The organism is Cupriavidus sp. HMR-1, from assembly GCF_000319775.1.
In the GTDB taxonomy this organism is placed as follows: Bacteria; Pseudomonadota; Gammaproteobacteria; order Burkholderiales; family Burkholderiaceae; genus Cupriavidus; species Cupriavidus metallidurans.
The window spans coordinates 1-23,504 of sequence record NZ_ANKP01000026.1 but is presented as its reverse complement, the minus strand read 5'-3'; the positions used below and the strand labels follow the sequence as shown (position 1 = coordinate 23,504).

The following is a 23,504-nucleotide window of genomic DNA, read 5'->3' as shown; positions in this document are numbered from 1 at the left end:
CCGCTTCACCCAGTCCCTCCTCTGTGCGACGATGCCGCCATGGCGACCGAGCTTACGCGCGCGCCTTGCCTTACGTTAACGTAAACGTCATATAATCGTCCGGCCCTCGTCAACGTGGTCGTCAGAACCACCGGCGTGCGGCAGCCAGCCACAAAACAGAGCGGTGGAGACAATGACTGATCTTTCTGATGTGAGCAGGACCGCGGCCGCCAAGCCGCAGGCAGCGCCTGGCCGGGGACCGGCCAACAAGGTGCGCTTTGTCACCGCGGCGTCGCTGTTCGACGGCCACGACGCCTCGATCAACATCATGCGGCGCATCCTTCAGTCGCAGGGGTGTGAAGTCATCCACCTCGGCCACAACCGCTCCGTGCAAGAGGTCGTCACGGCCGCGCTGCAGGAAGACGTGCAGGGCATCGCCATCTCCAGCTATCAGGGCGGGCACGTCGAATACTTCAAATACATGATCGATCTGCTGCGCGAGCACGGCGGCGAGCACATCCAGGTGTTCGGCGGCGGCGGCGGCGTGATCGTGCCGGACGAGATCCGCGAACTCCAGGCCTACGGCGTGGCCCGCATCTACAGTCCCGAGGACGGCCAGCGCATGGGTCTGGCCGGCATGATCACCGACATGGCGCAGCGTTGCGATATCGACCTGACGCGCTACGCACCCACCACGCTCGGCGCCGTGGCCGCCGGCGACCGCCGCGCGCTGGCGCAACTGATTACCGCGCTCGAGAACGGAAAGGCGGACCCGGAACTGGTCAGCGCACTGCATGCCCAGGCGAAGGCCGCGGCCGTGCCGGTGCTGGGCATCACTGGCACGGGCGGCGCGGGCAAGTCATCGCTGACCGATGAACTGATTCGACGGTTCCGGCTCGACCAGGACGACGCGCTTTCGATCGCCGTGATCTCGATCGACCCGTCGCGCCGCAAGTCGGGTGGCGCATTGCTGGGCGACCGCATTCGCATGAATGCGATCAACCACCCGAACATCTTCATGCGTTCGCTGGCCACCCGCGAGGCTGGCTCGGAGATCTCCCAGGCGCTGCCCGACGTCATCGCCGCGTGCAAGGCGGCGCGTTTCGATCTCGTGATCGTGGAGACGTCCGGCATCGGCCAGGGCGACGCAGCCATCGTGCCGCACGTCGACCTGTCGCTCTACGTGATGACGCCGGAATTCGGCGCGGCCAGCCAGCTCGAGAAGATCGACATGCTCGACTTCGCCGACTTCGTGGCCATCAACAAGTTCGACCGCAAGGGCGCGCAGGATGCCTGGCGCGACGTGGCCAAGCAGGTGCAGCGCAACCGCGAGCAATGGCACAGCCGGGCCGAGGACATGCCGGTCTATGGCACGCAGGCATCGCGCTTCAATGACGATGGCGTGACCATGCTCTACCAAGGACTGGTGGGGGCGCTGGGCGCGCGTGGCATGAGTCTGAAGCCGGGCACACTGCCGAATCTGGAAGGCCGGATTTCGACCGGCCAGAATGTGATCGTGCCGCCCGCGCGCAGCCGGTATCTGGCGGAACTGGCCGATACGGTGCGGGCCTACCATCGCCGCGTGGTCGCCCAGAGCAAACTGGCGCGTGAGCGCCAGCAACTGCGTGCGGCGCATGACATGCTGCAGGGCGCCGGGCACGAAAGTGCCGCGCTCGAGACGCTGGCCAGCGAACGCGACGTCTCGCTTGGCGCGGTGGAGCGCAAGCTGCTGGCGATGTGGCCGCAAATGCAGCAGGCCTACAGCGGCGACGAGTACGTCGTGAAGATTCGCGACAAGGAAATCCGCACCGGCCTGATCAGCACCACGCTGTCGGGCACCAAGATCCGCAAGGTGGTGCTGCCGCGCTTCGAGGACGAAGGCGAGATCCTGAAGTGGCTGATGCGCGAGAACGTGCCCGGCAGCTTCCCATACACGGCCGGCGTGTTCGCGTTCAAGCGCGAGGGTGAGGACCCCACGCGCATGTTCGCGGGCGAGGGCGATGCATTCCGCACCAATCGCCGCTTCAAGCTCGTTTCCGAAGGCATGGACGCCAAGCGGCTGTCCACGGCGTTCGACTCGGTCACGCTCTACGGTGAAGACCCGCACGAGCGGCCGGACATCTACGGCAAGGTGGGCAACTCCGGCGTGTCGATCGCCACGCTCGAGGACATGAAGGTTCTCTACGATGGCTTCGACCTGACCAACCCGTCCACGTCGGTCTCGATGACGATCAACGGCCCGGCGCCCACGATCCTGGCGATGTTCATGAACACGGCCATCGACCAGCAGATCGACCGTTTTCGTGCCGATAACGGCCGCGATCCGACGGCCGACGAGGAAGCGAAGATCCGCGCGTGGGTGCTGCAGAACGTCCGTGGCACGGTACAGGCTGACATCCTGAAGGAAGACCAGGGCCAGAACACGTGCATCTTCTCGACCGAGTTCTCGCTCAAGGTGATGGGGGACATCCAGGAGTACTTCGTCCACCATCAGGTGCGCAACTTCTACTCCGTGTCGATCTCGGGGTATCACATCGCCGAAGCCGGCGCGAATCCGATTTCGCAACTGGCCTTCACGCTGGCCAACGGCTTCACGTATGTCGAGGCCTATCTGGCGCGCGGCATGCATATCGACGACTTCGCGCCCAACCTGTCGTTCTTCTTCTCGAACGGCATGGACCCGGAGTACAGCGTGCTGGGCCGCGTGGCACGCCGCATCTGGGCGGTGACGATGCGCGACAAGTACGGCGCCAACGACCGCAGCCAGAAGCTCAAGTACCACATCCAGACATCGGGCCGGTCACTGCACGCGCAGGAGATCGATTTCAACGACATCCGCACCACGCTGCAGGCCCTGATCGCGATCTACGACAACTGCAATTCGCTGCACACCAACGCCTATGACGAAGCCATCACCACCCCGACGGCCGAATCGGTGCGCCGGGCGCTGGCGATCCAGCTGATCATCAATCGCGAATGGGGCGTGGCCAAGTGCGAGAACCCGAATCAGGGCAGTTTCCTGATCGAGGAACTGACCGATCTCGTCGAGGAGGCCGTGCTGCAGGAGTTCGAGCGCATCGCCGAGCGCGGCGGGGTGCTGGGCGCGATGGAAACCGGCTACCAGCGCGGCAAGATTCAGGAGGAATCGCTGTACTACGAACAGCTCAAGCACGACGGCACCTTGCCGATCATCGGCGTGAACACGTTCCGCAATCCGAACGGGGACCCGACGCCACAAACGCTGGAACTGGCCCGCTCCAGCGAGGACGAGAAGCAGAGCCAGTTGCACCGCCTGACGGAATTCCATGGGGCGCACCAGGCCGATGCGGAGGCGATGTTGGCAAGGCTGCGTCAGGCCGTGATCGACAATCGGAACGTCTTTGCCGTGCTGATGGACGCGGTGCGCGTGTGCTCGCTGGGGCAGATCACGCACGCGCTGTTCGAGGTCGGTGGGCAGTACCGGCGCAATATGTAATTGCGTCGATGGAAATAATGGGTGGGGCGGTTCACGGCGGCGGACGCTGGGGCTACACTCAGCGTTCCGCTTGAAAAAACGAGACACCCATGCAGGCCGAGTACGACAGCAACAACATCTTCGCGCGCATCCTGCGCGGCGAACTCCCGTGCTTCAAGGTTTATGAAGACGCGGACACGATTGCGTTCATGGACATCATGCCGCAATCAGACGGTCACACACTCGTTGTGCCGAAGGAGCAGGCCGTCGACGTGTTCGGCCTGTCCGAGGCCGGCGCGGCCGCGGCGATCCGCGCGACGCAGATCGTCGCGCGTGGCGTGCGCGAGGCCTTTCAGCCCGATGGCGTGGTGATCAGCCAGTTCAATGGCGCAGCGGCCGGCCAGACCGTGCCGCACATCCACTTCCATATCGTGCCGCGCTACGTGGACCAGCCGCTGCGCGGCCATGCACGCCAGCAACAGGACATGGCCGTGCTCAAGCAGCATGCCGAGCGCGTCATTGCCGCGCTGGCGAAGCTCAAGGGCTGAGCGCGCCTGGAAATACGAATCTCCAAACAACTGGAAACTGAAGGAAGGAAGACAGACATGGCAATCAAGACAGTGGGCATCGTTGGTGCCGGCACGATGGGTAACGGCATTGCGCAGGCCTGCGCGGTGGTCGGTATCGACGTGGTGATGATCGACATCAGCGACGCCGCCGTCCAGAAGGGCATCGCCACCGTGGCGGGCAGCCTCGACCGCCTGATCAAGAAGGAAAAGGCCACCGAGGCGGACAAGGCCGCGGCGCTGGCACGTATCCACGGCAGCACGTCGTACGAGGATCTGAAGCGCGCCGACATCGTGATCGAGGCGGCCACCGAAAACTTCGACCTGAAGGTCAAGATCCTGAAGCAGATCGACGGCATCGTCGGCCCCGACGTGATCGTCGCGTCGAACACCTCGTCGATCTCGATCACCAAGCTGGCCGCCGTGACGTCGCGCGCGGACCGCTTCATCGGCATGCACTTTTTCAACCCGGTGCCGATGATGGCGCTGGTCGAACTGATTCGTGGCCTGCAGACCAGCGATGCCGCGCACGCCGACGTCGAGGACCTCGCCAAGCGTCTGGGCAAGTACCCGATCACGGTCAAGAACAGCCCGGGCTTCGTGGTCAACCGCATTCTCTGCCCGATGATCAACGAAGCGTTCTGCGTGCTTGGTGAAGGCCTGGCCTCGCCCGAGGAAATCGACGAAGGCATGAAGCTCGGCTGCAATCATCCGATCGGCCCGCTGGCGCTGGCCGACATGATCGGCCTGGACACGATGCTTGCCGTTATGGAAGTGCTCTACACCGAGTTCGCCGATCCGAAGTACCGTCCGGCCATGCTGATGCGCGAAATGGTGGCCGCAGGCTATCTGGGCCGCAAGACCGGCCGTGGCGTGTACGTGTACAGCAAGTAAGTCTCAGGCGCGCGTTGCGCGCTGATCCGGCCCCTTCCGCCACGGCGAGAAGGGGCCGCGAATAACGATGAGCCAATAGTTTGCCACACGTCAATTGTTCGCGAATGTTGGGTCGCACTGGGAAGTAGCATCGCTGCACATGTACTCGATGTGGTGGTGATGATGGTAACGAGGCGCGAGATTTTGATAGCCATTCCCGCAATGGGTGTGGCGGCAGCCACCGGCTGCCATGCAACGGAACCGGGGGACTCGCTGCGTTCCGACTTCAAGGACCCCGATATCACGGATCCGCTGGAGGATCTCAAGGCGGTGCTTCAGGTGCTGCTTGGCGAGATTCCGATTGTCGGTTCGTCCGCCTCGGCATTGCTGGGTTTGCTCTGGCCCTGGAATCGAGATGTCTGGGACGATATCCGCGGGCGCGTGGAAGCGTTGATCAACCAGAAGATCGAGGAGGCCGTCTTCAGTCTTCTCAAGCAGAAGCTCAACGGTATCGCCGATACGCTCAAGCTCTACGTATCGGCCGCCTCGACGGGCGACACGCAGAACATGATGATGCAATTCGTCGCGACCAATACGTCGATGGTCGCCGCTTCGCGGGAATTCCGTAATCCCGATTTCCAGTGGAAAATCGCGCCGCTTTTCGCGGTATTCGCGCAATTACATATGGTGCTGTTGCGTGACGTCGCCCTGAACGGCAAGGACTGGAGCTGGAACGCGAAGGTCTATGAGAGCTATGTCAAGCTGGCCACCGACACAGCGCAGGACTATGGTCAGTATCTCGACGATGTGGCGCAGGCCGAGCGCAAACGACTAGCTGAGCAAGCGCCGACGAGTCCCGGCCAGCATCGCACGAACATCCACAATTACTGGCAACCGTTCGCGTGGCAACGCATCACGCTGTTGTCGGACTTCCGCGTACTCGTGGCGGCGATGGACCCGGTGACGCATCCAGGCCCCGTGCATGACCTGCCGTACGAAGATGTGTACAGCAAAGCGTATGGTACGGCCGACAACTGGGACAATACCGCTCGGGGTTGGGCCGATGGCGTGACCACGCCGTTCGCGCGGCCACTCGCCAATCCTTCGAGCATCTACATTGAATACTTCAACGGCACGCCGCGTGTCGTGGATGTGCGTTACCCGTCGGCGATGGGGCCGATGGTGTTCGGCGGCAGGCGCACCGACGTCGTTGGCATCATTGCCAATCGCGCTCCCGGCGTGGAGACGCGTACCGTGACCATTCCCGCCCCGGTGGGCGGAGCGCGCTTCAACATCGTTGGCGCATCGATACGCAGCGGCAGTATCCCGCTGACGCTGGTGCTCAAGCTAGACGACGGCACGTCGTTGACATTGTGGAATCGCACGGACCTGCGTGCGCCGATGGAGGATGTGCCGGTACCGTCCGGGCGCAAGCTCACGACGCTGACGATGTGGACGCGCAGCCGGTTCTACCAAAACGATCTCGGTTGTCTGGTGATTGGCTTCAGCCGCGATCCCGACGATGTGCCGCAACGCACACGCGATCTGCTCTATATCACGTCGACCGGCGAGGACCTCAACACACGGCTGCTGCGCAGTAGCGGCATCTCGCGGAGGCTGCAGGAGCAGCGCGACGCGTACTGGAATTGGCTGCGCAGCGCACGCTGATCGTCATTCCCCATACTGCCGCAGTCCCTCCAGATCGAGTGCTTCGATCACACCATAATCCACGCGTACCAGCCCCTGCTGTTCCAGCACCTTGAGGGCCTGGTTCGCGCGCTGACGCGAGATGCCGGCGAGCAGTCCGATCTCTTCCTGCGAGATTTCGAGCGTGGTGCCAATGCCGGGATAGAGGCTCTCATTGAACAGCGACGACACGGCGCGCGCCACGCGCGAATCGATGTCGAGCAGCCGTTCGTATTCGACCGCCGCGATGAACTGGCCAAGCCGGTCATTGAGTTGCATCAGCAGAAATCGCGTGAACGGCAGGCTGGTATCCAGCAACCACTGAAAAGTCTCGATGGGAATGAAGGCGATGCGTGACCGGCGCAGCGCCATGACGTCGTACTTGCGGATCTCGTGCTTGAGCACCGCGCCTTCGCCAAACCATCCGCCCGTGGGCACGCCCGTGAACGTGACCGACTTGCCCGACGGCGAGACAGTTGTGATCTTGACCACGCCCTCCACGACGCCGAGCCAGTGCTCGGCCATCTCGCCCTTGTGGCAGACATACTCGCCCTGGCTGTACTCGCGCACCGCAGTCACACGTTTGACACGCGCGCGCTGTTCGGGGCTCAGGTTGATGGCCCAGGCGCATCGGTCGATGAAGTCGTTGTTGGTGGCGGTCATCTCAATCGTAGGGATTAACCCGGAATTGTCATCGGCGTGACAACCCCGGGGGATGGCATCGGCTATCTTACGATCACGCGGAACCGGCCTTTGCCAGCACATTCAGATGCGATCGCACTAACAGGCAAGGCAGGCATGATGCAGTGCGGCAGCGCCGCATGTGACGTGCCCAGTATAACGACCGGTCTAGGGGCTTGATACCCGGCGTGGCCCGTAGGGAACCAACCCTGCGTCCGATGGTGGAGAGGAGACAGCGATGCAGGAATCGTCGGCAACGACCTTCCCGCGATGCCTGCTGGCGCACGCCACGCAGCGGCCCGATCATCCGGCCTATCGCGAGAAGGATCTCGGTATCTGGCAGACATATGGCTGGGCGCAGACCGCGAACGAGGTAAGGGCACTTGCCTGTGGGCTCGCGGCGCTGGGCTTCCGGCGCGGCATGAACCTGGCCGTGGTCGGTGATAACCGTCCGCGTCTGTACTGGGCCATGACCGCCGCCCAGGCGCTGGGAGGCATTCCGGTGCCGCTGTACCAGGACGCGATCGCCAACGAGATGATCTATGTGCTCGACGATGCGGAGATCGAGTTCGCGATCGTCGAGGACCAGGAACAGGTCGACAAGCTGCTCGAAGTGGAATCGCAGCTCGCCGCGCGAGGCCGCGCGGTACGCCACCTGATCTACGAAGACCCACGCGGACTGCGCGATTACGATCACCCGTCGCTGCTTTCGTACGAACGCGTGCAGGAGATCGGCCGCGAGTTCGACCGCGCGAACCCCGGATTCTTTGACGCGGCAGTGCAGGCCGGCGCGCCGGAAGACACGGCCATCATCCTCTATACATCCGGCACCACTGGCAAACCGAAGGGCGTATGCCACTCGCATGCGGGCCTGATTGGCTCGGCCCGTAACGGCTGCCAGTTCGATGGCCTTGGTGCCGATGACGACGTGCTGTCGTACCTGCCGATGGCCTGGGTAGGCGACAACCTGTTCTCGTACGCGCAGGCGCTGGTGGCAGGCTTCACAGTGAACTGCCCGGAGTCTCGCGAGACCGTGATGACAGATCTGCGCGAGATCGGCCCGACTTACTACTTCGCACCGCCGCGCATCTATGAAGGGCTGCTGACGCAGGTCATGATTCGCATGGAGGACGCGGGCTGGGTCAAGCGCCGCCTCTTTCAATGGGCGATGAACGTGGCGCGCCGTTGCGGCGCGGACATCCTCGACAAGCGGCCGGTAGCGACGCTGGATCGTCTGCGCTACGCGCTGGGTGAAGCGCTGATCTACGGCCCGCTTCGCAACGTGCTTGGCATGAGCCGCATCCGCGTGGGCTACACGGCAGGCGAGGCGATTGGTCCGGACCTGTTCCGCTTCTATCGCTCGATCGGCATCAATCTGAAGCAGTTCTACGGCCAGACCGAAACCTGCGCGTACGTCTGCCTGCAGCCGGACGGACAGGTCAAGTTCGATACGGTGGGACCGGCCGCCCCAGGCATGGAGATCCGCATCGCCGAGAACGGCGAAGTGCTGGTGCGCGGCGTGGGGCTGCTCAAGAACTACTACAAGCGCGACGACGCCACACGCGAGGCGATCAATGACGAGGGCTACTTCCTGACTGGCGACGCCGGCGTGATCGATGCCGACGGGCACCTCAAGATCATCGACCGGGCCAAGGACGTGGGCAAGCTGGCCGATGGCTCGATGTTCGCGCCCAAGTACATCGAAAACAAGCTCAAGTTCTTCCCGTACATCAAGGAAGCGGTGGCCTTCGGTACCGACCGCGACCGGGTCTGCGCGTTTATCAATATCGACTTCGACGCCGTGGGCAACTGGGCCGAGCGCCGCCATCTGCCCTATGCGGGCTACGTCGACCTGGCTGCCCAGCCCGACGTGATCGCGATGATGGCCGAATGCGTCGAGCAGGTGAACGCCGATCTGGCCGCCGATGCGATGCTGGCTGGGTCGCAGATCGCACGCTTCCTGATCCTGCATAAGGAACTCGATCCGGACGACGACGAACTCACGCGCACGCGCAAGGTGCGGCGCGGCTTCATCGCGGAGAAGTACGGCGTGCTGGTCGACGCGCTCTATGCGGGCAAGCCCGAGCAGTTCATCGAGACGCGCGTGAAGTTCGAGGATGGGCGCGAGGGCAGCGTGTCGGCCACGCTGAAGCTGGTGGATGTGAAGCGCTTCCCGCCCGTAGGCGGCGCGCGCGCGGCGTGAGCACGGAGGGTATGGCATGACGGTCACCCAGACAGCGTGGCAAGGCGGCATGGCCCGCGTGGACGCCACAGGCACGTTGGTGCCGCCGGGCGCGATTGCTCCGGCCGGGCACGTGGAGGGCACGCACGGCGACAGCCCGCGGCCCGACAGTGCGCGCGAGCCAGAATCGACGTCCCACGTCCGCACGCGCGGCGACGTGATTCTCGATCTGCAGAACATTTCGCTGTCGTTCGGCGGCGTGAAGGCGCTGACCGATATCTCGTTCGACGTCTGCGAGCACGAGATCCGCGCAATCATCGGCCCGAACGGCGCGGGCAAGAGCTCGATGCTGAACGTGATCAACGGCGTCTATCACCCGCAGCAGGGCCGCATCGTGTTTCGTGGGCAGGAGCGTCGCCAGATGCATCCCACGGCAGCGGCGCGGCAGGGCATCGCCCGGACGTTCCAGAACATCGCGCTGTTCAAGGGCATGACCGTGCTGGACAACATCATGACCGGCCGCAACACGCAGTTCCGCACGGGCGTGTTCGCGCACGCGCTGTGGTGGGGGCCGGCACGCGCCGAGGAGATGCGTCATCGCCGCAAGGTCGAGGAGGTGATCGACTTTCTCGAAATCCAGGCGATCCGCAAGACACCGGTCGGCAGGCTGCCTTACGGCCTGCAGAAGCGCGTGGAGCTGGCGCGCGCGCTGGCCGCGGAACCGTCGATGCTGCTGCTCGATGAACCGATGGCGGGCATGAACGTGGAAGAGAAGCAGGACATGTGCCGTTTCATCCTGGACGTGAACCATCAGTTCGGCACCACCATTGTGCTGATCGAGCACGACATGGGCGTGGTGATGGATATCTCCGACCGCGTGGTGGTGCTCGACTACGGCAAGAAAATCGGCGACGGCACGCCCGATGAGGTCAAGTCGAACCCGGACGTGATTCGCGCATATCTCGGCACGGCGCACTGAGCGCCCCGGGGTCATAGAGAGCATTGAGAGGATAGCGGCGATGAGTTTCTTCTTCGAAATCCTGATCGGCGGCTTGCTGTCAGGACTGATGTACTCGCTCGTGGCACTGGGCTTCGTGCTGATCTACAAGGCGTCCGGCGTGTTCAACTTCGCGCAGGGCGCGATGGTCTACTTCGCCGCGCTTGCCGTGGTCGGTCTGATGGACAAGGGTCTGCCGATGTGGGCCGCCGTGATCGGCGCGTTCATCGTCATGATCATCGTCGGCATGAGCACCGAGCGCTTCGTGCTGCGCAAGCTGGTCAACCAGCCCCCAATCACGCTGTTCATGGCCACGATCGGGCTGTCGTTCTTCCTGGAGGGGCTGGGGCCGCTGCTTTTCGGCAACGAGGTGCGGCCGATCCAGCTCGGCATCGTCGACGAGCCGATCGAATCGATCCTGACGCGCTTCAACATCGTCGTGTCGAAGTTCGATCTGGCCGCCGCGCTGATTGCGGCGGTGCTGGTGGGGGGGCTGGCGCTGTTCTTCCAGTACACCAAGGTCGGCCGCGCGCTGCGCGCGGTGGCGGACGACCATCAGGCCGCGCTTTCGCTCGGGATTCCGCTGCAGAACATCTGGGCCATCGTCTGGGGCGTGGCCGGATTCGTGGCGCTGGTGGCCGGCATGTTGTGGGGCTCGCGCAATGGCGTGCAGTTCGCGTTGACGCTGACCGCGCTCAAGGCGCTGCCGGTGCTGATTCTCGGCGGCTTCACGTCGGTGCCCGGCGCGATCGTGGGCGGGCTGATCATCGGCGCATCGGAGAAGCTGGCCGAGATCTACATCCCGCCGGTGTTCCAGTCGGTGTTCGGCGGCAATTTCGGGGGGATCGAAGGCTGGTTCCCGTATGTGTTCGCGTTGCTGTTTCTGCTCGTACGGCCAGAGGGGTTGTTCGGCGAGAAGCACATTGACCGCGTCTGACGGAGAACCGACATGCTTTATCGCGAATCCGGACAGTTCAAGACCAGCTACGTTGCCGACAGCCAGATTTTCCCGATCCGGCAGGACCGCATCTTCTTTGCCCTGCTGATGGCGGTGGCGTTCGTGGCAATTCCGTTCGTCGGCACCGAATACTGGCTCAGCGCCATCCTGACGCCGTTCCTGATCTTCTCGCTGGCGGCGCTTGGGCTCAACATTCTCACCGGCTACGCTGGCCAGCTCTCGCTCGGCACGGCTGCATTCATGGCGGTGGGCGCGTACGCGGCCTACAACTTCCAGCTTCGGATCGAAGGCATTCCGGTGCTGCTGACGTTCATCCTGGCCGGCGCGTCGGCGGCGGTGGTGGGTGTGGCGTTCGGGCTGCCGTCGCTGCGCATCAAGGGCTTCTACCTGGCGGTGGCCACGCTGGCCGCGCAGTTCTTCGTGGTGTGGGCGCTGACCAAGTTTCCCTGGTTGTCGAACAACAGTTCCTCGGGCGTGATCACGGCGCAGCGGCTCGACCTGTTTGGCGTGGCGATCGACACCCCGGTGAAGAAGTATCTGTTTGTGTTGGGCATCGTCACCGTGCTGGCGCTGATCGCCAAGAACCTGGTGCGCTCGGCCACGGGCCGCGCGTGGATGGCGGTGCGCGACATGGATGTGGCGGCCGAGGTGATCGGCATTCCGCTGATGCGGACCAAGCTGCTGGCGTTCGCAGTCAGTTCCTTCTATTGCGGCGTGGCCGGCGCGCTGTATGCGTTCTGCTATCTCGGCTCGGTGGAGCCTGATGGCTTCTCGCTCGATCTGTCGTTCCGCATCCTGTTCATGATCATCATCGGCGGCGTGGGCAGCATCCTGGGCTCGTTCCTGGGCGCCGCATTCATCCTGCTGCTGCCGATCTTTCTCGACAACGTGCTGCCCGCGCTGGCGTCGTTGCTGCACCTGCCGTTCACGAACGCCACGGTGTCGCATATCCAGCTTATGGTGTTCGGCGGGTTGATTATCTTCTTCCTGATCGTCGAGCCGCATGGGCTGGCTCGCCTCTGGCAGATCGCCAAGGAGAAACTGCGCCTGTGGCCGTTCCCGCACTAGCCCTGTGCCCCGTATTTCATGTCGTTCCCATAACAACGCCCGATCGAGGTGAAGGAGACTGTGATGACAACCGTGTTTCGCAACGTGCAGCGCGCCGCCCTTGTGGTCAGCGTCGCGGCTGCCATGCTGGTACCGGCCTTGCCGGCGCTGGCGCAAACCAATGATCAGTTCGTCGCGCTGCCAAGCTACCGTGTTGGCCCGTACGGCGCCAACGGCCAGTCGTTCTATGGCGGCTTTGTGGACTACCTGAACTACGTCAATCTCAAGGAGGGTGGCGTCAACGGCGTCAAGCTGAGCTGGGAAGAGTGCGAGACCGAGTACAACAACGCCAAGGGCGTGGAGTGCTACGAGCGCCTGAAGGCCAAGAGCAGCGCGAGCAAGGGCACCGCCTATCACACGATGTCCACGGGTATCTCGTACGCGCTGGTCGACAAGACCGCAGCAGACAAGGTGCCGCTGGTGATGATGGGCTACGGACGTACCGATGCCGTGGATGGCTCGGTCTTCCCGTATGCGTTTCCGCTGGTGACGACGTACCAGATGCAGGTATCGGCCATCGTCAAGTTCCTGACGTCGAAGAACGGCGGATCGCTGGCCGGCAAGAAGATCGTCTACCTGTATCACGATTCGGCCTACGGCAAGGAGCCGATCGTCGCGCTCGAGGCCGAAGCCAAGCTCGGCAAGTTCAACCTGGTCGAGATTCCCGTGGCGCACCCGGGCAACGAGCAGGGCGCGCAGTGGCTCAAGATCCGCCAGGAGAATCCTGACTACGTGATCTTCTGGGGCTGGGGCGTGATGAACCAGACCGCGCTGAAGGCCGCGCAGAAGGTCGGCTACTCGCGCGACAAGATGATCGGGTCGTGGTGGGCCGGGTCCGAGGAGGACACGGTACCGGCCGGCGAGGCCGCCAAGGGCTATATGAGCGCCACCTGGAATGTGGCTGGCAAGAACGTGCCGTTGATCGCTGACATCGAGAAGGTGGTCTACGGCGCCGGCAAGGGCAACATGCAGGATCGCAACAAGGTCGGCTCGGTGCTCTATAACCGCGGCGTGTCGGCGGCCGTGGTGACCGTCGAAGCCATCCGCGGGGCGCAGGCGAAGTTCGGCAAGGGCAAGGTGATGAACGGCGACGAAATGCGCTGGGCCTTCGAGAACCTGAACCTGACCAGCGCGCGGTTGCAGCAGGTTGGCGCCACCGGCCTGCTGCCGGAGATCAAGACGAGCTGCGACAACCACGAGGGCTCCGGCAAGGTGAAGATCCAGCAGTGGGACGGCGCCAAGTGGGTGGTGGTGTCCGACTGGATCGAAGGCAACAAGAGCCTGATTCACCCGCTGTTCAAGGCCACGGCGGCGCAGTACGCGAAGGAGAAGGGCATCACGCCGGCTTGCATGAAGTCGTAGGCGTTGTCTTTCCCCCGCTCCCACTCGTGGGGGCGGGGAGCAAAACGATCTGGGATGCGGACATGACCCTTCTATCCGTCAACAACATCGAAGTCATCTACGACCACGTGATTCTCGTGCTCAAGGGCGTGTCGCTCGAAGTGCCTGAGGGTCGCATCGTGGCATTGCTGGGCGCCAATGGCGCGGGCAAGACCACCACGCTCAAGGCGATCTCGAATCTGCTGCATGCGGAGCGTGGCGATGTCACCAAGGGCTCGATCGAATATCGCGGGCAGCGCGTGGACCAGCTCACGCCAAACGATCTGGTCAAACGCGGCGTGATCCAGGTCATGGAGGGGCGCCACTGCTTCGCGCACCTGACGATCGAGGAGAACCTGCTGACGGGCGCCTATACCCGTGGGCTGTCGCGCGGCCAGACGCGCGATGAACTCGAGAAGATCTACGCGTACTTTCCGCGCCTGAAGACGCGCCGCAAATCGCAGGCCGGCTATACGTCCGGTGGCGAGCAGCAGATGTGCGCGATCGGGCGAGCCATGATGGCCAAGCCGGCGATGATCCTGCTCGACGAGCCGTCGATGGGCCTGGCGCCGCAGATCGTCGAGGAGATCTTCGAGATCGTGCGTGACCTGAATACCCGCGAGCGCGTCAGCTTCCTGCTGGCCGAGCAGAACACGATGGTGGCGCTGCGCCATGCCGACTACGGTTACATCCTCGAAAACGGCCGCGTGGTGATGGATGGCGATGCGGAATCGCTGCGCACCAACGAGGACGTCAAGGAGTTCTACCTGGGCGTGGCCGCCAACGATGCGGATGGTGCCGCGCGCAAGTCGTTCCGCGATGTGAAGAGCTACCGCCGCCGCAAGCGCTGGCTGGCGTGAACACAAGACAGACCATGGCTGCTGATCCTGTTGAATACTTCGATGCACTCGAGACACGCAACCCGGCCGAACGCGAGGCGGCGCTGTTTGCCGCCCTGGTGCGGCAGATTGCCCATGCGCAGTCGCGCGCGGCTTACTTCGCGGAGATACTCTGCGACATCGACGCGCGCGACATCACGTCGCGAGCCGCGCTGGCGACGCTGCCGGTCACACGCAAGTCCGAAATGACCATGCAGCAGCGTATCGCGCCGCCGTTAGGCGGCCTGAACGCGACCCCGCTGCGCGATCTGCGGCATGTGTTCCAGTCGCCGGGCCCGATCCACGAGCCCGACGGTCATGGACCAGACTGGTGGCGCACGGCGCGCGCCATGTTCGCCGCCGGCTTCCGTGAGGGCGATCTGGTCTACAACACGTTCTCATACCACTTCACGCCGGCCGGCATGATGATGGAGTCGGGTGCGCATCGGCTTGGATGCTGCGTGTTTCCGGCCGGCGTCGGGCAGACCGAATCCCAGGTGCAGGCGATGGCCAGTCTGCAGCCTTCCGCCTACGCGGGCACACCGTCGTTCCTGAAGCTGCTGATCGAGCGGGGCGAGGAGATGGGCATGGCGTGCTCCAGCATTTCCAAGGCGCTGGTCAGTGGCGAGGCCTGTCCGCCCGCGCTGCGTGCCTGGCTGCAGGACCATGGCATCACCGCGCGGCAGATGTATGGCACCGCCGATCTCGGCCTGATCGCCTATGAGACCGAAGGCGGCGATGGCTGGGTGGTCGACGAGGGCGTGCTGGTCGAGATCGTCGAGCCGGGCGGCACGGAGCCGATGCCGGAAGGCGAAGTCGGCGAGGTCGTGGTGACGGTGCTCGGCAATGGCGACTACCCGTTGATCCGCTTTGGCACGGGCGACCTGTCGGCGATCGTGGCCGATTCGTCGCATCGGGCAAGCCCGTGCGGCCGGACCAATATCCGGCTCAAGGGATGGCTCGGGCGCGCGGACCAGGCCACCAAGGTCAAGGGGATGTTCGTACACCCAGGGCAGGTAGCCGATGTCGTTCGGCGTCATGCGGAGATTCGCGCGGCGCGGCTGATCGTGACAGGCACGGTTGGGGCCGATGTGATGACGCTGCATTGCGACGTCACGTGCGAAGACGAGGCGCTGGCGGCGGCCATCCGTGAATCCATGCGCGAAGTCCTGCGGCTGCGTGGCGAAGTCCGCTTCGTGCCGGCAGGATCGCTGCCGCAGGATGGCAAGGTGATCGAGGATGCGCGTAGTTACGACTGACTACGACTGACGTGTGCCGACCCGCGCGGCCGCCTGATCCGCACGCCGGATCATTCCGGCTGCGCGTTGCTGCTCCGCGCATGGCCACCGCGAGGCCGCGTGGGCAGGCGCACCATCCACACGGTGGTTCCCAGCGCGATCGCGATCAGCGTGATCGACGCCACCGGCCGTTCGCGCATCATCCATGCCGTGATGGTCATCGAAGGCCACATCATCGACAACGCCAGGCATTTGGCCCGGAACGGGATGCTGCGGTGGGTCTGCCAATCGTGCACGAGCGGACCGAAGCGGTGATGTGCGAGCAGCCAGCGATGAAAGCGCTCCGAGCCACGCGCAAAGCACGCGGCCGCCAGCAGGACGAATGGTGTGGTGGGGAGGACTGGCAGGAAGATGCCGATGACCCCAAGCGCGAGGCTCAGGGTGCCGCAAGTGACCCAGAACGCGCGAATGGCGCGTTCGCGGTGCGTTAGCGTGGTCTGGCGTTCGGGGTCGTCTGGTTGCAACTGGAGAAATGCGGCTAGCGCGCCAAGGGCGGAAACGCCCTTATGCTACCAGCCCCAGGCGGGCGCGCGCGGCGTCGTACTCGCTCTTCATGCGCGCCACGATCTCTCCGGCGGTGGGGATGTCTTCGATCTGGCCCACGCCCTGACCGGCGCCCCAGATGTCCTTCCATGCCTTGGCCTTCGAGCTGCCGCTGGAGAAGTCCATCTTGCTCTTGTCGGCCACGGGCAGGTTCTCCGGATCGAGCCCCGAATTGACGATGCTCTCGCGGATGTAGTTGCCGTGCACGCCCGTGAACAGGTTCGTGTAGATGATGTCCGACGCGGCCGAACTGGTGATCGACTGCTTGTACTCGAGCGCTGCGTGCGCCTCTTGCGATGCGATGAAGCGTGTGCCCACGTAGGCGAAATCCGCGCCCATGGCCTGCGCGGCCAGCACGGCTTCACCGGTGGCGATGGAGCCGGACAGCGCGATCGGGCCGTCGAAGAACTTGCGCACTTCGCCCACCAGCGCGAACGGCGATAGCGTGCCGGCATGGCCGCCCGCGCCGGCCGCCACCAGGATCAGGCCGTCAACGCCGGCCTCGATCGCTTTTTCGGCGTGGCGAATATTGATGACGTCGTGCAGCACGATGCCGCCGTAGCTGTGCACGGCGTCGATCATTTCCTTGGGCGGCGCGCGCAGCGACGTGATGAAGATCGGCACCTTGTGTTCGACGCAGACCTTCACGTCATGCTCGAGGCGCGCGTTGGAGGCGTGCACGATCTGGTTGACCGCGATCGGGCCCACCGGCTTGCCGGGATTCGCCGCCTTGAAGTTGGCCAGTTCCGCCTGGATCTGGGTCAGCCATTCATCGAGCAGTTCGGCGGGGCGCGCGTTTAACGCGGGGAACGAGCCGACGATGCCGGCCTTGCACTGCGCCAGCACCAGTTCCGGATAGCTGACGATGAACATTGGCGACGCGATAACGGGCAGGGCCAGGTTTTGCAGCACTGGCGGAATAAGCTTGGCGGCAGGCATGAAGTCTCCTCACATCCGTGTTATGGAACGATCGTTCGATTATAGGGAGTTTCGGGTAGCGTGGCGCCGGGCTAGAGGGCGCAGTCTATGCGCTTGCCTTGGGGTCTGGAATGGGAATCCTGCCAATCGTCCCCTGCGCGGTTGGCGCGCGAGACCTTGCCTGCTTGCTGAAAGCCACGACGAGTCGTGAGTTAGCGCAGAGCCAAAAAAAAGGCCCCGCTGGGTTAGCGGGGCGATTACCACGAAGACTGATAAGAAGAGACGGTCAGACACCTGCCAATGCCTTACCGTGAGACGAATCTTAGTAGCTGTTTGTGACCGCAAGAAGTCAGGCCGAGGACAATTCCGGAAAACCCTGAGTTTGGCCTTTCCGGGCGATTTTCGGCCCGTCCCCTGATTCCGGTCAGATCTTTTCGAGCAGCAGACCCTTCAGATATTCGCCTTCCGGGAAGGCCGCCGACATTGGATGGTCCGTGCCGGCCGACAGGCGGCGCAGGATGCGCGCATCCGAGCGCGCATCGGTGGCCGCGCCCGCCACGATCTTCTGGAACAGCTCCATGCTGATCGCACCCGAGCACGAGTACGTGAACAGCAGGCCGCCCGGACGCAGCAACTGCATTCCGACCAGGTTGATTTCCTTGTAAGCGCGGGCCGCACGGTCGATATGCTGTGCCGACGGCGCGAACTTGGGCGGGTCCAGCACGATCAGGTCGAACTGACGGCCCTCGGCGCGGAACTCGCGCAGCGTCTTGAAGACATCCGCGTCGAGCCACGTGGCGCGCGCCGGATCGAAACCGTTCAGCGTCACGTTGCTGGCCGCGATCTTGAGCGCCTCGCCCGACGAATCGATCGACGTCACCGACGTGGCGCCGCCACGCAGCGCCGCCAGCGAGAAGCCGCCGGTGTAGCAGAAGCAGTTCAGCACCTCGCGGCCCTCGGCGAGGTCGCCGACGAGCTTGCGGTTGTCACGCTGGTCCACGTAGAAGCCGGTCTTGTGGCCGTTGCGCACGTCGACGTGGTAGCGCACGCCGTGCTCGGTCACCGACAGTTCCGGGTCGGGCTCGGCACCGGCCAGCACGCCGGTCACCAGCGGCAGTCCTTCGCGCTGGCGCACCGCCGCGTCAGAACGTTCGTAGACGTTCGGGCAGCCGGTTTCCTTGATCAGCGCCTGCACCAGCGCGTCCTTCCATTGCTCCACGCCCGCGGCGTTGAACTGGCAGACGAGCTGGCCGCGTTCGCCCTGGCCGTAGTAGTCGACGATCAGACCTGGCAGGCGGTCGGATTCGCCGAAGATCAGGCGCACGGCGTTGGTGTCGCGCACCCATTGCTTGCGGTGTGCCAGGGCCGCCGACACGCGGCGCTTGAACATCGCGTGATCGACCGGCTCGTTCTCGTCGAACGTCCAGACGCGCGCGCGGATCTGTGATTCGGGGCTGTACGCGCCGCGCGCCAGGAAGCGGCCGTCCGCGCTGCGGATGACCACGGTCGATCCCGGTTCGCAACGGCCTTCGGTAGCGGCGATGCCCGTGGCGTAGACCCACGGATGGCGCCGGAGCAGGGACTTTTCCTTGCCCGGCTTGAGGGTGATGACGTTCATGCGGTTACAGCACCACCTTGACCATCGGATGCCCGGTCAGCGCGCGATACAGCTCGTCGAGCTGCTCGCGGCTCGTGACCCACACGGTCACCGTCAGCCCCAGATAGTTGCCGTTGCGGGACGGACGCATCTCCATCTTGCCGGCGTGGAAGTTCGGGTCGAAGTCCTGGATCAGGGTCACGATCGCTTCGGCGAAGCCATCCTGCATCGCGCCCATGACCTTGATCGGGAAATCGCTCGGGTACTCGATCAGCGACTGTTCCGGCGGAATCTCCCCCGGAATCAGCGGACCGTTGTTCGAATCTGTAGACATCTCGAATCCTTGAACTCTTACTTGCGCTTGAACCAGAGGCGGATCGTATCCCACAGGCGGCCGAAGAAGCCGGCCTCCGGCACTTCCTCGAGCGCCACCACCGGGAATTCCGCCACCTTGTTGGCGCCGTCCATCAGCTTGACGGTGCCCACCTGCTGGCCGGCCGTGATCGGCGCGATCAGCAGTTCCTGGCGCTCCAGCACCGGCTTGAGGCGCGAGCCCGTGCCCTTGGGCACCGTGACGAACGTCTCGTTGGCCACGCCGATCTTGATCGTGCCGGTCTTGCCCTTGTAGATGTCGGGCGTGGCCAGCACCTGGCCCTTGTCGTACAGGCGCAGGGTGTCGAAGAACTGGAAGCCGTAGTTCAGGATCTTCAGGCTTTCCTGTGTGCGGATCTGCTCGGTGGCCGTGCCGATCACGATCGACACCAGTCGGCGCGAGCCGTTGGGCACATTGGCCAGCGGACGCTTTGCCGACGAAATCAGGCAGTAGCCCGCGGACTTCGTGTGGCCGGTCTTCACGCCGTCCACGGTCGGGTCGATGTACAGCAGACGGTTGCGGTTCGGCTGCCTGATCTTGTTATAGGTGAACTCCTTCTGCGAGTACATCGAGTAGTACTCGGGAAAGTCCTTGATCAGGCGCGTGGTCAGGATCGCCAGGTCCACCGCCGTGGTGTAGTGGTTCGGATCGGGCACACCGTCGGTGTTCGTGAAGTGCGTGTTCTTCATGCCCATGCGCTGGGCTTCACGGTTCATCATCACGACGAAGCCTTCTTCCGAGCCGCCCACGGCTTCGGCCAGCGCCAGCGAGGCGTCGTTGCCCGACTGGACGATCAGGCCCAGCAGCAGGTCCTGCACGCTGACCGGCTTGCCGGCTTCGATGAACATGCGCGATTCATCGCTTTTCACCTTGCGCACGATGTCGGTCGGCGTGACGGTCTGATCCAGCGTCAGGCGCTTTTCCTTGAGCGCCTCGAACGCCAGGTAGGCCGTCATCAGCTTGGTCAGCGACGCCGGCTCGATGCGCATATCTGCATTCTGTGACGCCAGCGCCTGGCCGCTCGTCACGTCGTACAGCATCCAGGACTTGGCGGCGACCTGTGGCACCGGCACGCCTTGCGCCATCACGGCTGCGGGCGCGGCGGCGAGTGTTGCCGCAACGATTACGGGAGCAATGGCGGATGCGACGTACGGCGTGACTCTGTTCAGCATGTGTAGGTTTCCAACAAGAAAGGATTGGCGCGGGCGGGGCGATTCACCGGTCCCACGCGTTGACGACGAGCTGCTTGATCAGGTGCAGCTTGCGATGAAAGAAATGGTCGGCGCCAGGAATGACGATGACCGGCAGGTCCTGCGGGCGTGCCCAGTCGAACACGCTGGCGAGCGGCACGGTGTCGTCCTGCTCGCCGTGGATCACGATTGTGTCAGCCGGCACGTTGGCCACGTCCCAGCGGCTCGTGGCGGTACCCACCACCACCAGGCGTTGCGCGGGCGTGCCAGCTTCGGCCAGACGGCGTGCCACGTGCGTCTGCACGAAGCTGCCGAACGAGAAACCGCCCAGCGCCAGCGGCAGCGTGGCCACGTCGGGCGACCACGCGGTCTGCGTGCGCATCCAGTCGATCACGGCGAGCAGATCGTCCTGCTCGCCGATGCCCTTGTCGTGCTCGCCGGCCGTGCCGCCAACGCCACGGAAGTTCGGGCGCACCGTGGCGTACCCCAGCGCAACGAAGGTACGCGCCAGCGTCTGCGCCACCTTGTTGTCCTTGGTGCCCGCGAACAGCGGGTGCGGATGCGCGACGAGAGCCAGACCGCGCACGGGCGCGTTCTGCGGCAGATCGATGGAGATGTCGATGGCGCCGACGGGGCCGGCGACGGTGGTGACCTGGGTATGCGCGTTCATGGTGGCAGGCGGCTCTCGCACAACGGGGCAACTACTGGGTAACTACAGCGCAGCTACGGAACTACAACAGCGGCACAACAAAAAACCGGGCTGGACCCGGCATGGCTCGGCGGGTAACGCGTTTCAGCGATCGACCATCAGGCGCTGCACGGGCTTTCCGTTGATCAGATGGCTTTCGATGATTTCGTCGATGTCCTGCTCGTCGACGAAGGTGTACCAGACGGCCTCGGGGTAGACCACGAGCACCGGTCCAAGTTCACAGCGGTTCAGGCAGCCGGCCTTGTTGATGCGCACGCGGCCTTCGCCACCGGCGATGCCAAGCTCCTTGCAGCGTTTCTTGGCGTATTCCTGCATGGCCTTCGCATTGTGGTCGGCGCAGCAGGCGGAGCCATCGTCGCGCTGGTTCAGGCAGAAGAAGACGTGGTGTTGGTAGTAGCTGCTCATGACGGCTGACTTGGGGCGCGGTGTGGCGAGGCGTCGTGGCCTGCCATCGCCCGTGATTGGAAGCTCGGAATTATACGTGTTCACGGCCACCAACCCGCGTAACACGTGGTGCACGGAATTCCGGAATCCGGGCCCCGGCCGGGGCCGTCGGGACGCTCTCGCGCCGTGATCGGCGCCCGAATGCGACCGAGGCTCCACAAATATCGAGGTTTAGGGCCATCTGGCCTTCCGAATCTCCGGAGCTGCGCATTCCGGATTTCCGGAATTCCGGAACCCGGTGCCGCCGGATTTCTCATCTTTTCTTTTAAATCAATGACTTGCGGCTGGGCGCCCAGATGGCACGCCTGTTGCAAATAGTTACTTCCAGACGCGCCGCCGTTCAGGTCGAGGCGCGCAACGCGCCACGCCATCGAGCGCCGGGGCACCGGTCAAACACCGAGGACGACATCATGAGGAAACCCTTCTACAAGATCCTGTACGTGCAGGTCCTGTTCGCGATATTCGTGGGCATCCTGCTGGGCCACTACTGGCCCGACACCGGCGTGGCCATGAAGCCGCTCGGTGATGCCTTCATCAAGCTGATCAAGATGATCATTGGTCCGATCATCTTCTGTACCGTGGTGTCCGGCATTGCCGGCATGCGCGATATGAAGAAGGTGGGCCGCGTGGGCGGCAAGGCGCTGCTCTACTTCGAGATCGTGTCAACGTTCGCGCTGCTGCTCGGCCTGATCGCCACGCACGTGCTCAAACCGGGCGTGGGCTTCAACATCGATCCGGCCACGCTGGACACGAAGTCGATCGCGCAGTACGTGTCGAAGGCACACGGTCAGAGCACGGTCGAGTTCTTCATGCACATCATCCCGGACACGATCTTCAGCGCATTCGCCAACGGCGACATCCTGCAGATCCTGATGGTCTCGATGTTCTTCGGATCGGCGCTGGCCGTGGTGGGTGAGCGCGCGCGCATCATCCACGACATGGTGGACCAGGTGTCGAAGGTGTTCTTCCACATCGTGCACGTGATCACGAAGGTGGCCCCGATCGGCGCATTCGGCGCGATGGCGTTCACCATCGGCAAGTACGGCCTGGGCTCGCTGATTCCGCTGCTCAAGCTGATCGGCACGTTCTACCTTACGGCGATCGTGTTCGTGCTGGTGGTGCTGGGTACCGTGGCGCGCCTGACCGGTTTCTCGATCATCCGCTTCGTCGCGTATATCAAGGAAGAACTGCTGATCGTGCTCGGCACCAGCTCTTCCGAGGCCGCGCTGCCGCACCTGATGGAGAAGATGGAGAAGCTCGGCTGCTCGAAGTCGGTGGTGGGCCTGGTTGTGCCGACCGGTTACTCGTTCAACCTGGATGGCACCAACATCTACATGACGATGGCGGTGATCTTCATCGCGCAGGCCACCAACATCGAGCTGACGCTGATGCAGCAGCTCACGATCCTGGCCGTGGCGATGGTGACCTCGAAGGGCGCCAGCGGCGTGACCGGCTCGGGCTTCATCACGCTGGCAGCCACGCTGGCCGTGGTGCCGACGATCCCGGTGGCCGGCATGGTGCTGATCCTCGGTATCGACCGCTTCATGAGCGAATGCCGCGCGCTGACGAACATCGTCGGCAACGGCGTGGCCACGGTGGTGGTCTCGGCGTGGGAGCACGAGCTCGACCGCGCCCGCCTGACCCGCGTGCTGCGGGGCGAAGATGAGGCGAGCAGCCTCGCCGACGCCGGC

20 protein-coding genes are annotated in these 23,504 nt (G+C 63.9%); 12 read left to right on the top strand and 8 right to left on the bottom strand.

Annotated features, from left to right (window positions below):
• Positions 1-172 precede the first annotated feature (172 nt).
• From icmF to D769_RS02480, 4 genes are all read left to right on the top strand, one after another.
• Entirely contained in the window at positions 173-3,454 is a 3,282-nt protein-coding gene (icmF, locus tag D769_RS02495; protein ID WP_008641794.1) for a fused isobutyryl-CoA mutase/GTPase IcmF, read from the top strand.
• An 89-nt stretch (positions 3,455-3,543) separates the two neighbouring features.
• Positions 3,544-3,981: an HIT family protein gene (locus D769_RS02490; RefSeq protein ID WP_008641792.1), complete on the top strand. Its 438-nt coding sequence runs from the start codon at positions 3,544-3,546 to the stop codon at positions 3,979-3,981.
• Positions 3,982-4,038: 57 nt separating this feature from the next.
• Positions 4,039-4,893, top strand: coding sequence for a 3-hydroxybutyryl-CoA dehydrogenase (locus D769_RS02485; protein WP_008641790.1), 855 nt, complete (start codon positions 4,039-4,041; stop codon positions 4,891-4,893).
• A 183-nt stretch (positions 4,894-5,076) separates the two neighbouring features.
• Entirely contained in the window at positions 5,077-6,540 is a 1,464-nt protein-coding gene (locus D769_RS02480; protein ID WP_241227834.1) for an insecticidal delta-endotoxin Cry8Ea1 family protein, read from the top strand.
• 3 nt (positions 6,541-6,543) lie between these two features.
• Here the strand turns inward: D769_RS02480 and D769_RS02475 are convergent, their stop codons facing one another.
• Complete coding sequence (locus D769_RS02475) at positions 6,544-7,221, bottom strand: Crp/Fnr family transcriptional regulator (protein WP_008641787.1); 678 nt, start codon at positions 7,219-7,221, stop codon at positions 6,544-6,546.
• A gap of 256 nt (positions 7,222-7,477) precedes the next feature.
• Here D769_RS02475 and D769_RS02470 point away from each other — a divergent pair, with 256 nt between their 5' ends.
• From D769_RS02470 to D769_RS02440, 7 genes are all read left to right on the top strand, one after another.
• Positions 7,478-9,442, top strand: coding sequence for an AMP-binding protein (locus tag D769_RS02470; RefSeq protein WP_008641785.1), 1,965 nt, complete (start codon positions 7,478-7,480; stop codon positions 9,440-9,442).
• 16 nt (positions 9,443-9,458) lie between these two features.
• On the top strand, positions 9,459-10,400 hold the full coding sequence (locus D769_RS02465; protein ID WP_008641783.1) for an ABC transporter ATP-binding protein: 942 nt from the start codon (positions 9,459-9,461) through the stop codon (positions 10,398-10,400).
• Between the two features lie 40 nt (positions 10,401-10,440).
• Entirely contained in the window at positions 10,441-11,355 is a 915-nt protein-coding gene (locus D769_RS02460; RefSeq protein WP_008641781.1) for a branched-chain amino acid ABC transporter permease, read from the top strand.
• Between the two features lie 12 nt (positions 11,356-11,367).
• Positions 11,368-12,444: a branched-chain amino acid ABC transporter permease gene (locus tag D769_RS02455; protein ID WP_008641779.1), complete on the top strand. Its 1,077-nt coding sequence runs from the start codon at positions 11,368-11,370 to the stop codon at positions 12,442-12,444.
• Between the two features lie 63 nt (positions 12,445-12,507).
• On the top strand, positions 12,508-13,845 hold the full coding sequence (locus D769_RS02450; protein WP_008641778.1) for an ABC transporter substrate-binding protein: 1,338 nt from the start codon (positions 12,508-12,510) through the stop codon (positions 13,843-13,845).
• 62 nt (positions 13,846-13,907) lie between these two features.
• Positions 13,908-14,723 (top strand): ABC transporter ATP-binding protein, encoded by an 816-nt coding sequence (locus tag D769_RS02445; protein ID WP_008641776.1) that lies wholly within the window; start codon positions 13,908-13,910, stop codon positions 14,721-14,723.
• Positions 14,724-14,737: 14 nt separating this feature from the next.
• Positions 14,738-16,000, top strand: coding sequence for an AMP-binding protein (locus D769_RS02440; RefSeq protein WP_008641774.1), 1,263 nt, complete (start codon positions 14,738-14,740; stop codon positions 15,998-16,000).
• A gap of 50 nt (positions 16,001-16,050) precedes the next feature.
• On the opposite strand, the gene D769_RS02435 is transcribed toward D769_RS02440, so the two are convergent.
• The 7 genes from D769_RS02435 to D769_RS02405 form a co-directional block, all read right to left on the bottom strand.
• Entirely contained in the window at positions 16,051-16,503 is a 453-nt protein-coding gene (locus D769_RS02435) for a YbaN family protein (protein WP_008641772.1), read from the bottom strand.
• Between the two features lie 40 nt (positions 16,504-16,543).
• Positions 16,544-17,521: a nitronate monooxygenase family protein gene (locus tag D769_RS02430; protein ID WP_008641770.1), complete on the bottom strand. Its 978-nt coding sequence runs from the start codon at positions 17,519-17,521 to the stop codon at positions 16,544-16,546.
• Between the two features lie 403 nt (positions 17,522-17,924).
• Positions 17,925-19,118, bottom strand: coding sequence for a class I SAM-dependent rRNA methyltransferase (locus D769_RS02425; protein ID WP_008641768.1), 1,194 nt, complete (start codon positions 19,116-19,118; stop codon positions 17,925-17,927).
• Between the two features lie 4 nt (positions 19,119-19,122).
• On the bottom strand, positions 19,123-19,431 hold the full coding sequence (locus D769_RS02420; protein WP_008641766.1) for a YbeD family protein: 309 nt from the start codon (positions 19,429-19,431) through the stop codon (positions 19,123-19,125).
• A 17-nt stretch (positions 19,432-19,448) separates the two neighbouring features.
• Positions 19,449-20,642: a D-alanyl-D-alanine carboxypeptidase family protein gene (locus D769_RS02415; RefSeq protein WP_008641765.1), complete on the bottom strand. Its 1,194-nt coding sequence runs from the start codon at positions 20,640-20,642 to the stop codon at positions 19,449-19,451.
• A 43-nt stretch (positions 20,643-20,685) separates the two neighbouring features.
• Positions 20,686-21,330, bottom strand: a complete 645-nt coding sequence (locus D769_RS02410; protein WP_008641761.1) for an alpha/beta hydrolase — start codon at positions 21,328-21,330, stop codon at positions 20,686-20,688.
• Positions 21,331-21,453: 123 nt separating this feature from the next.
• The gene (locus tag D769_RS02405) at positions 21,454-21,774 is read right to left on the bottom strand and encodes a ferredoxin (protein ID WP_008641760.1); all 321 of its coding nucleotides are present in this window, start codon (positions 21,772-21,774) and stop codon (positions 21,454-21,456) included.
• A gap of 446 nt (positions 21,775-22,220) precedes the next feature.
• Here D769_RS02405 and D769_RS02400 point away from each other — a divergent pair.
• A partial coding sequence (locus D769_RS02400) for a dicarboxylate/amino acid:cation symporter (RefSeq protein WP_040010830.1) occupies positions 22,221-23,504 on the top strand: 1,284 nt, incomplete at its 3' end.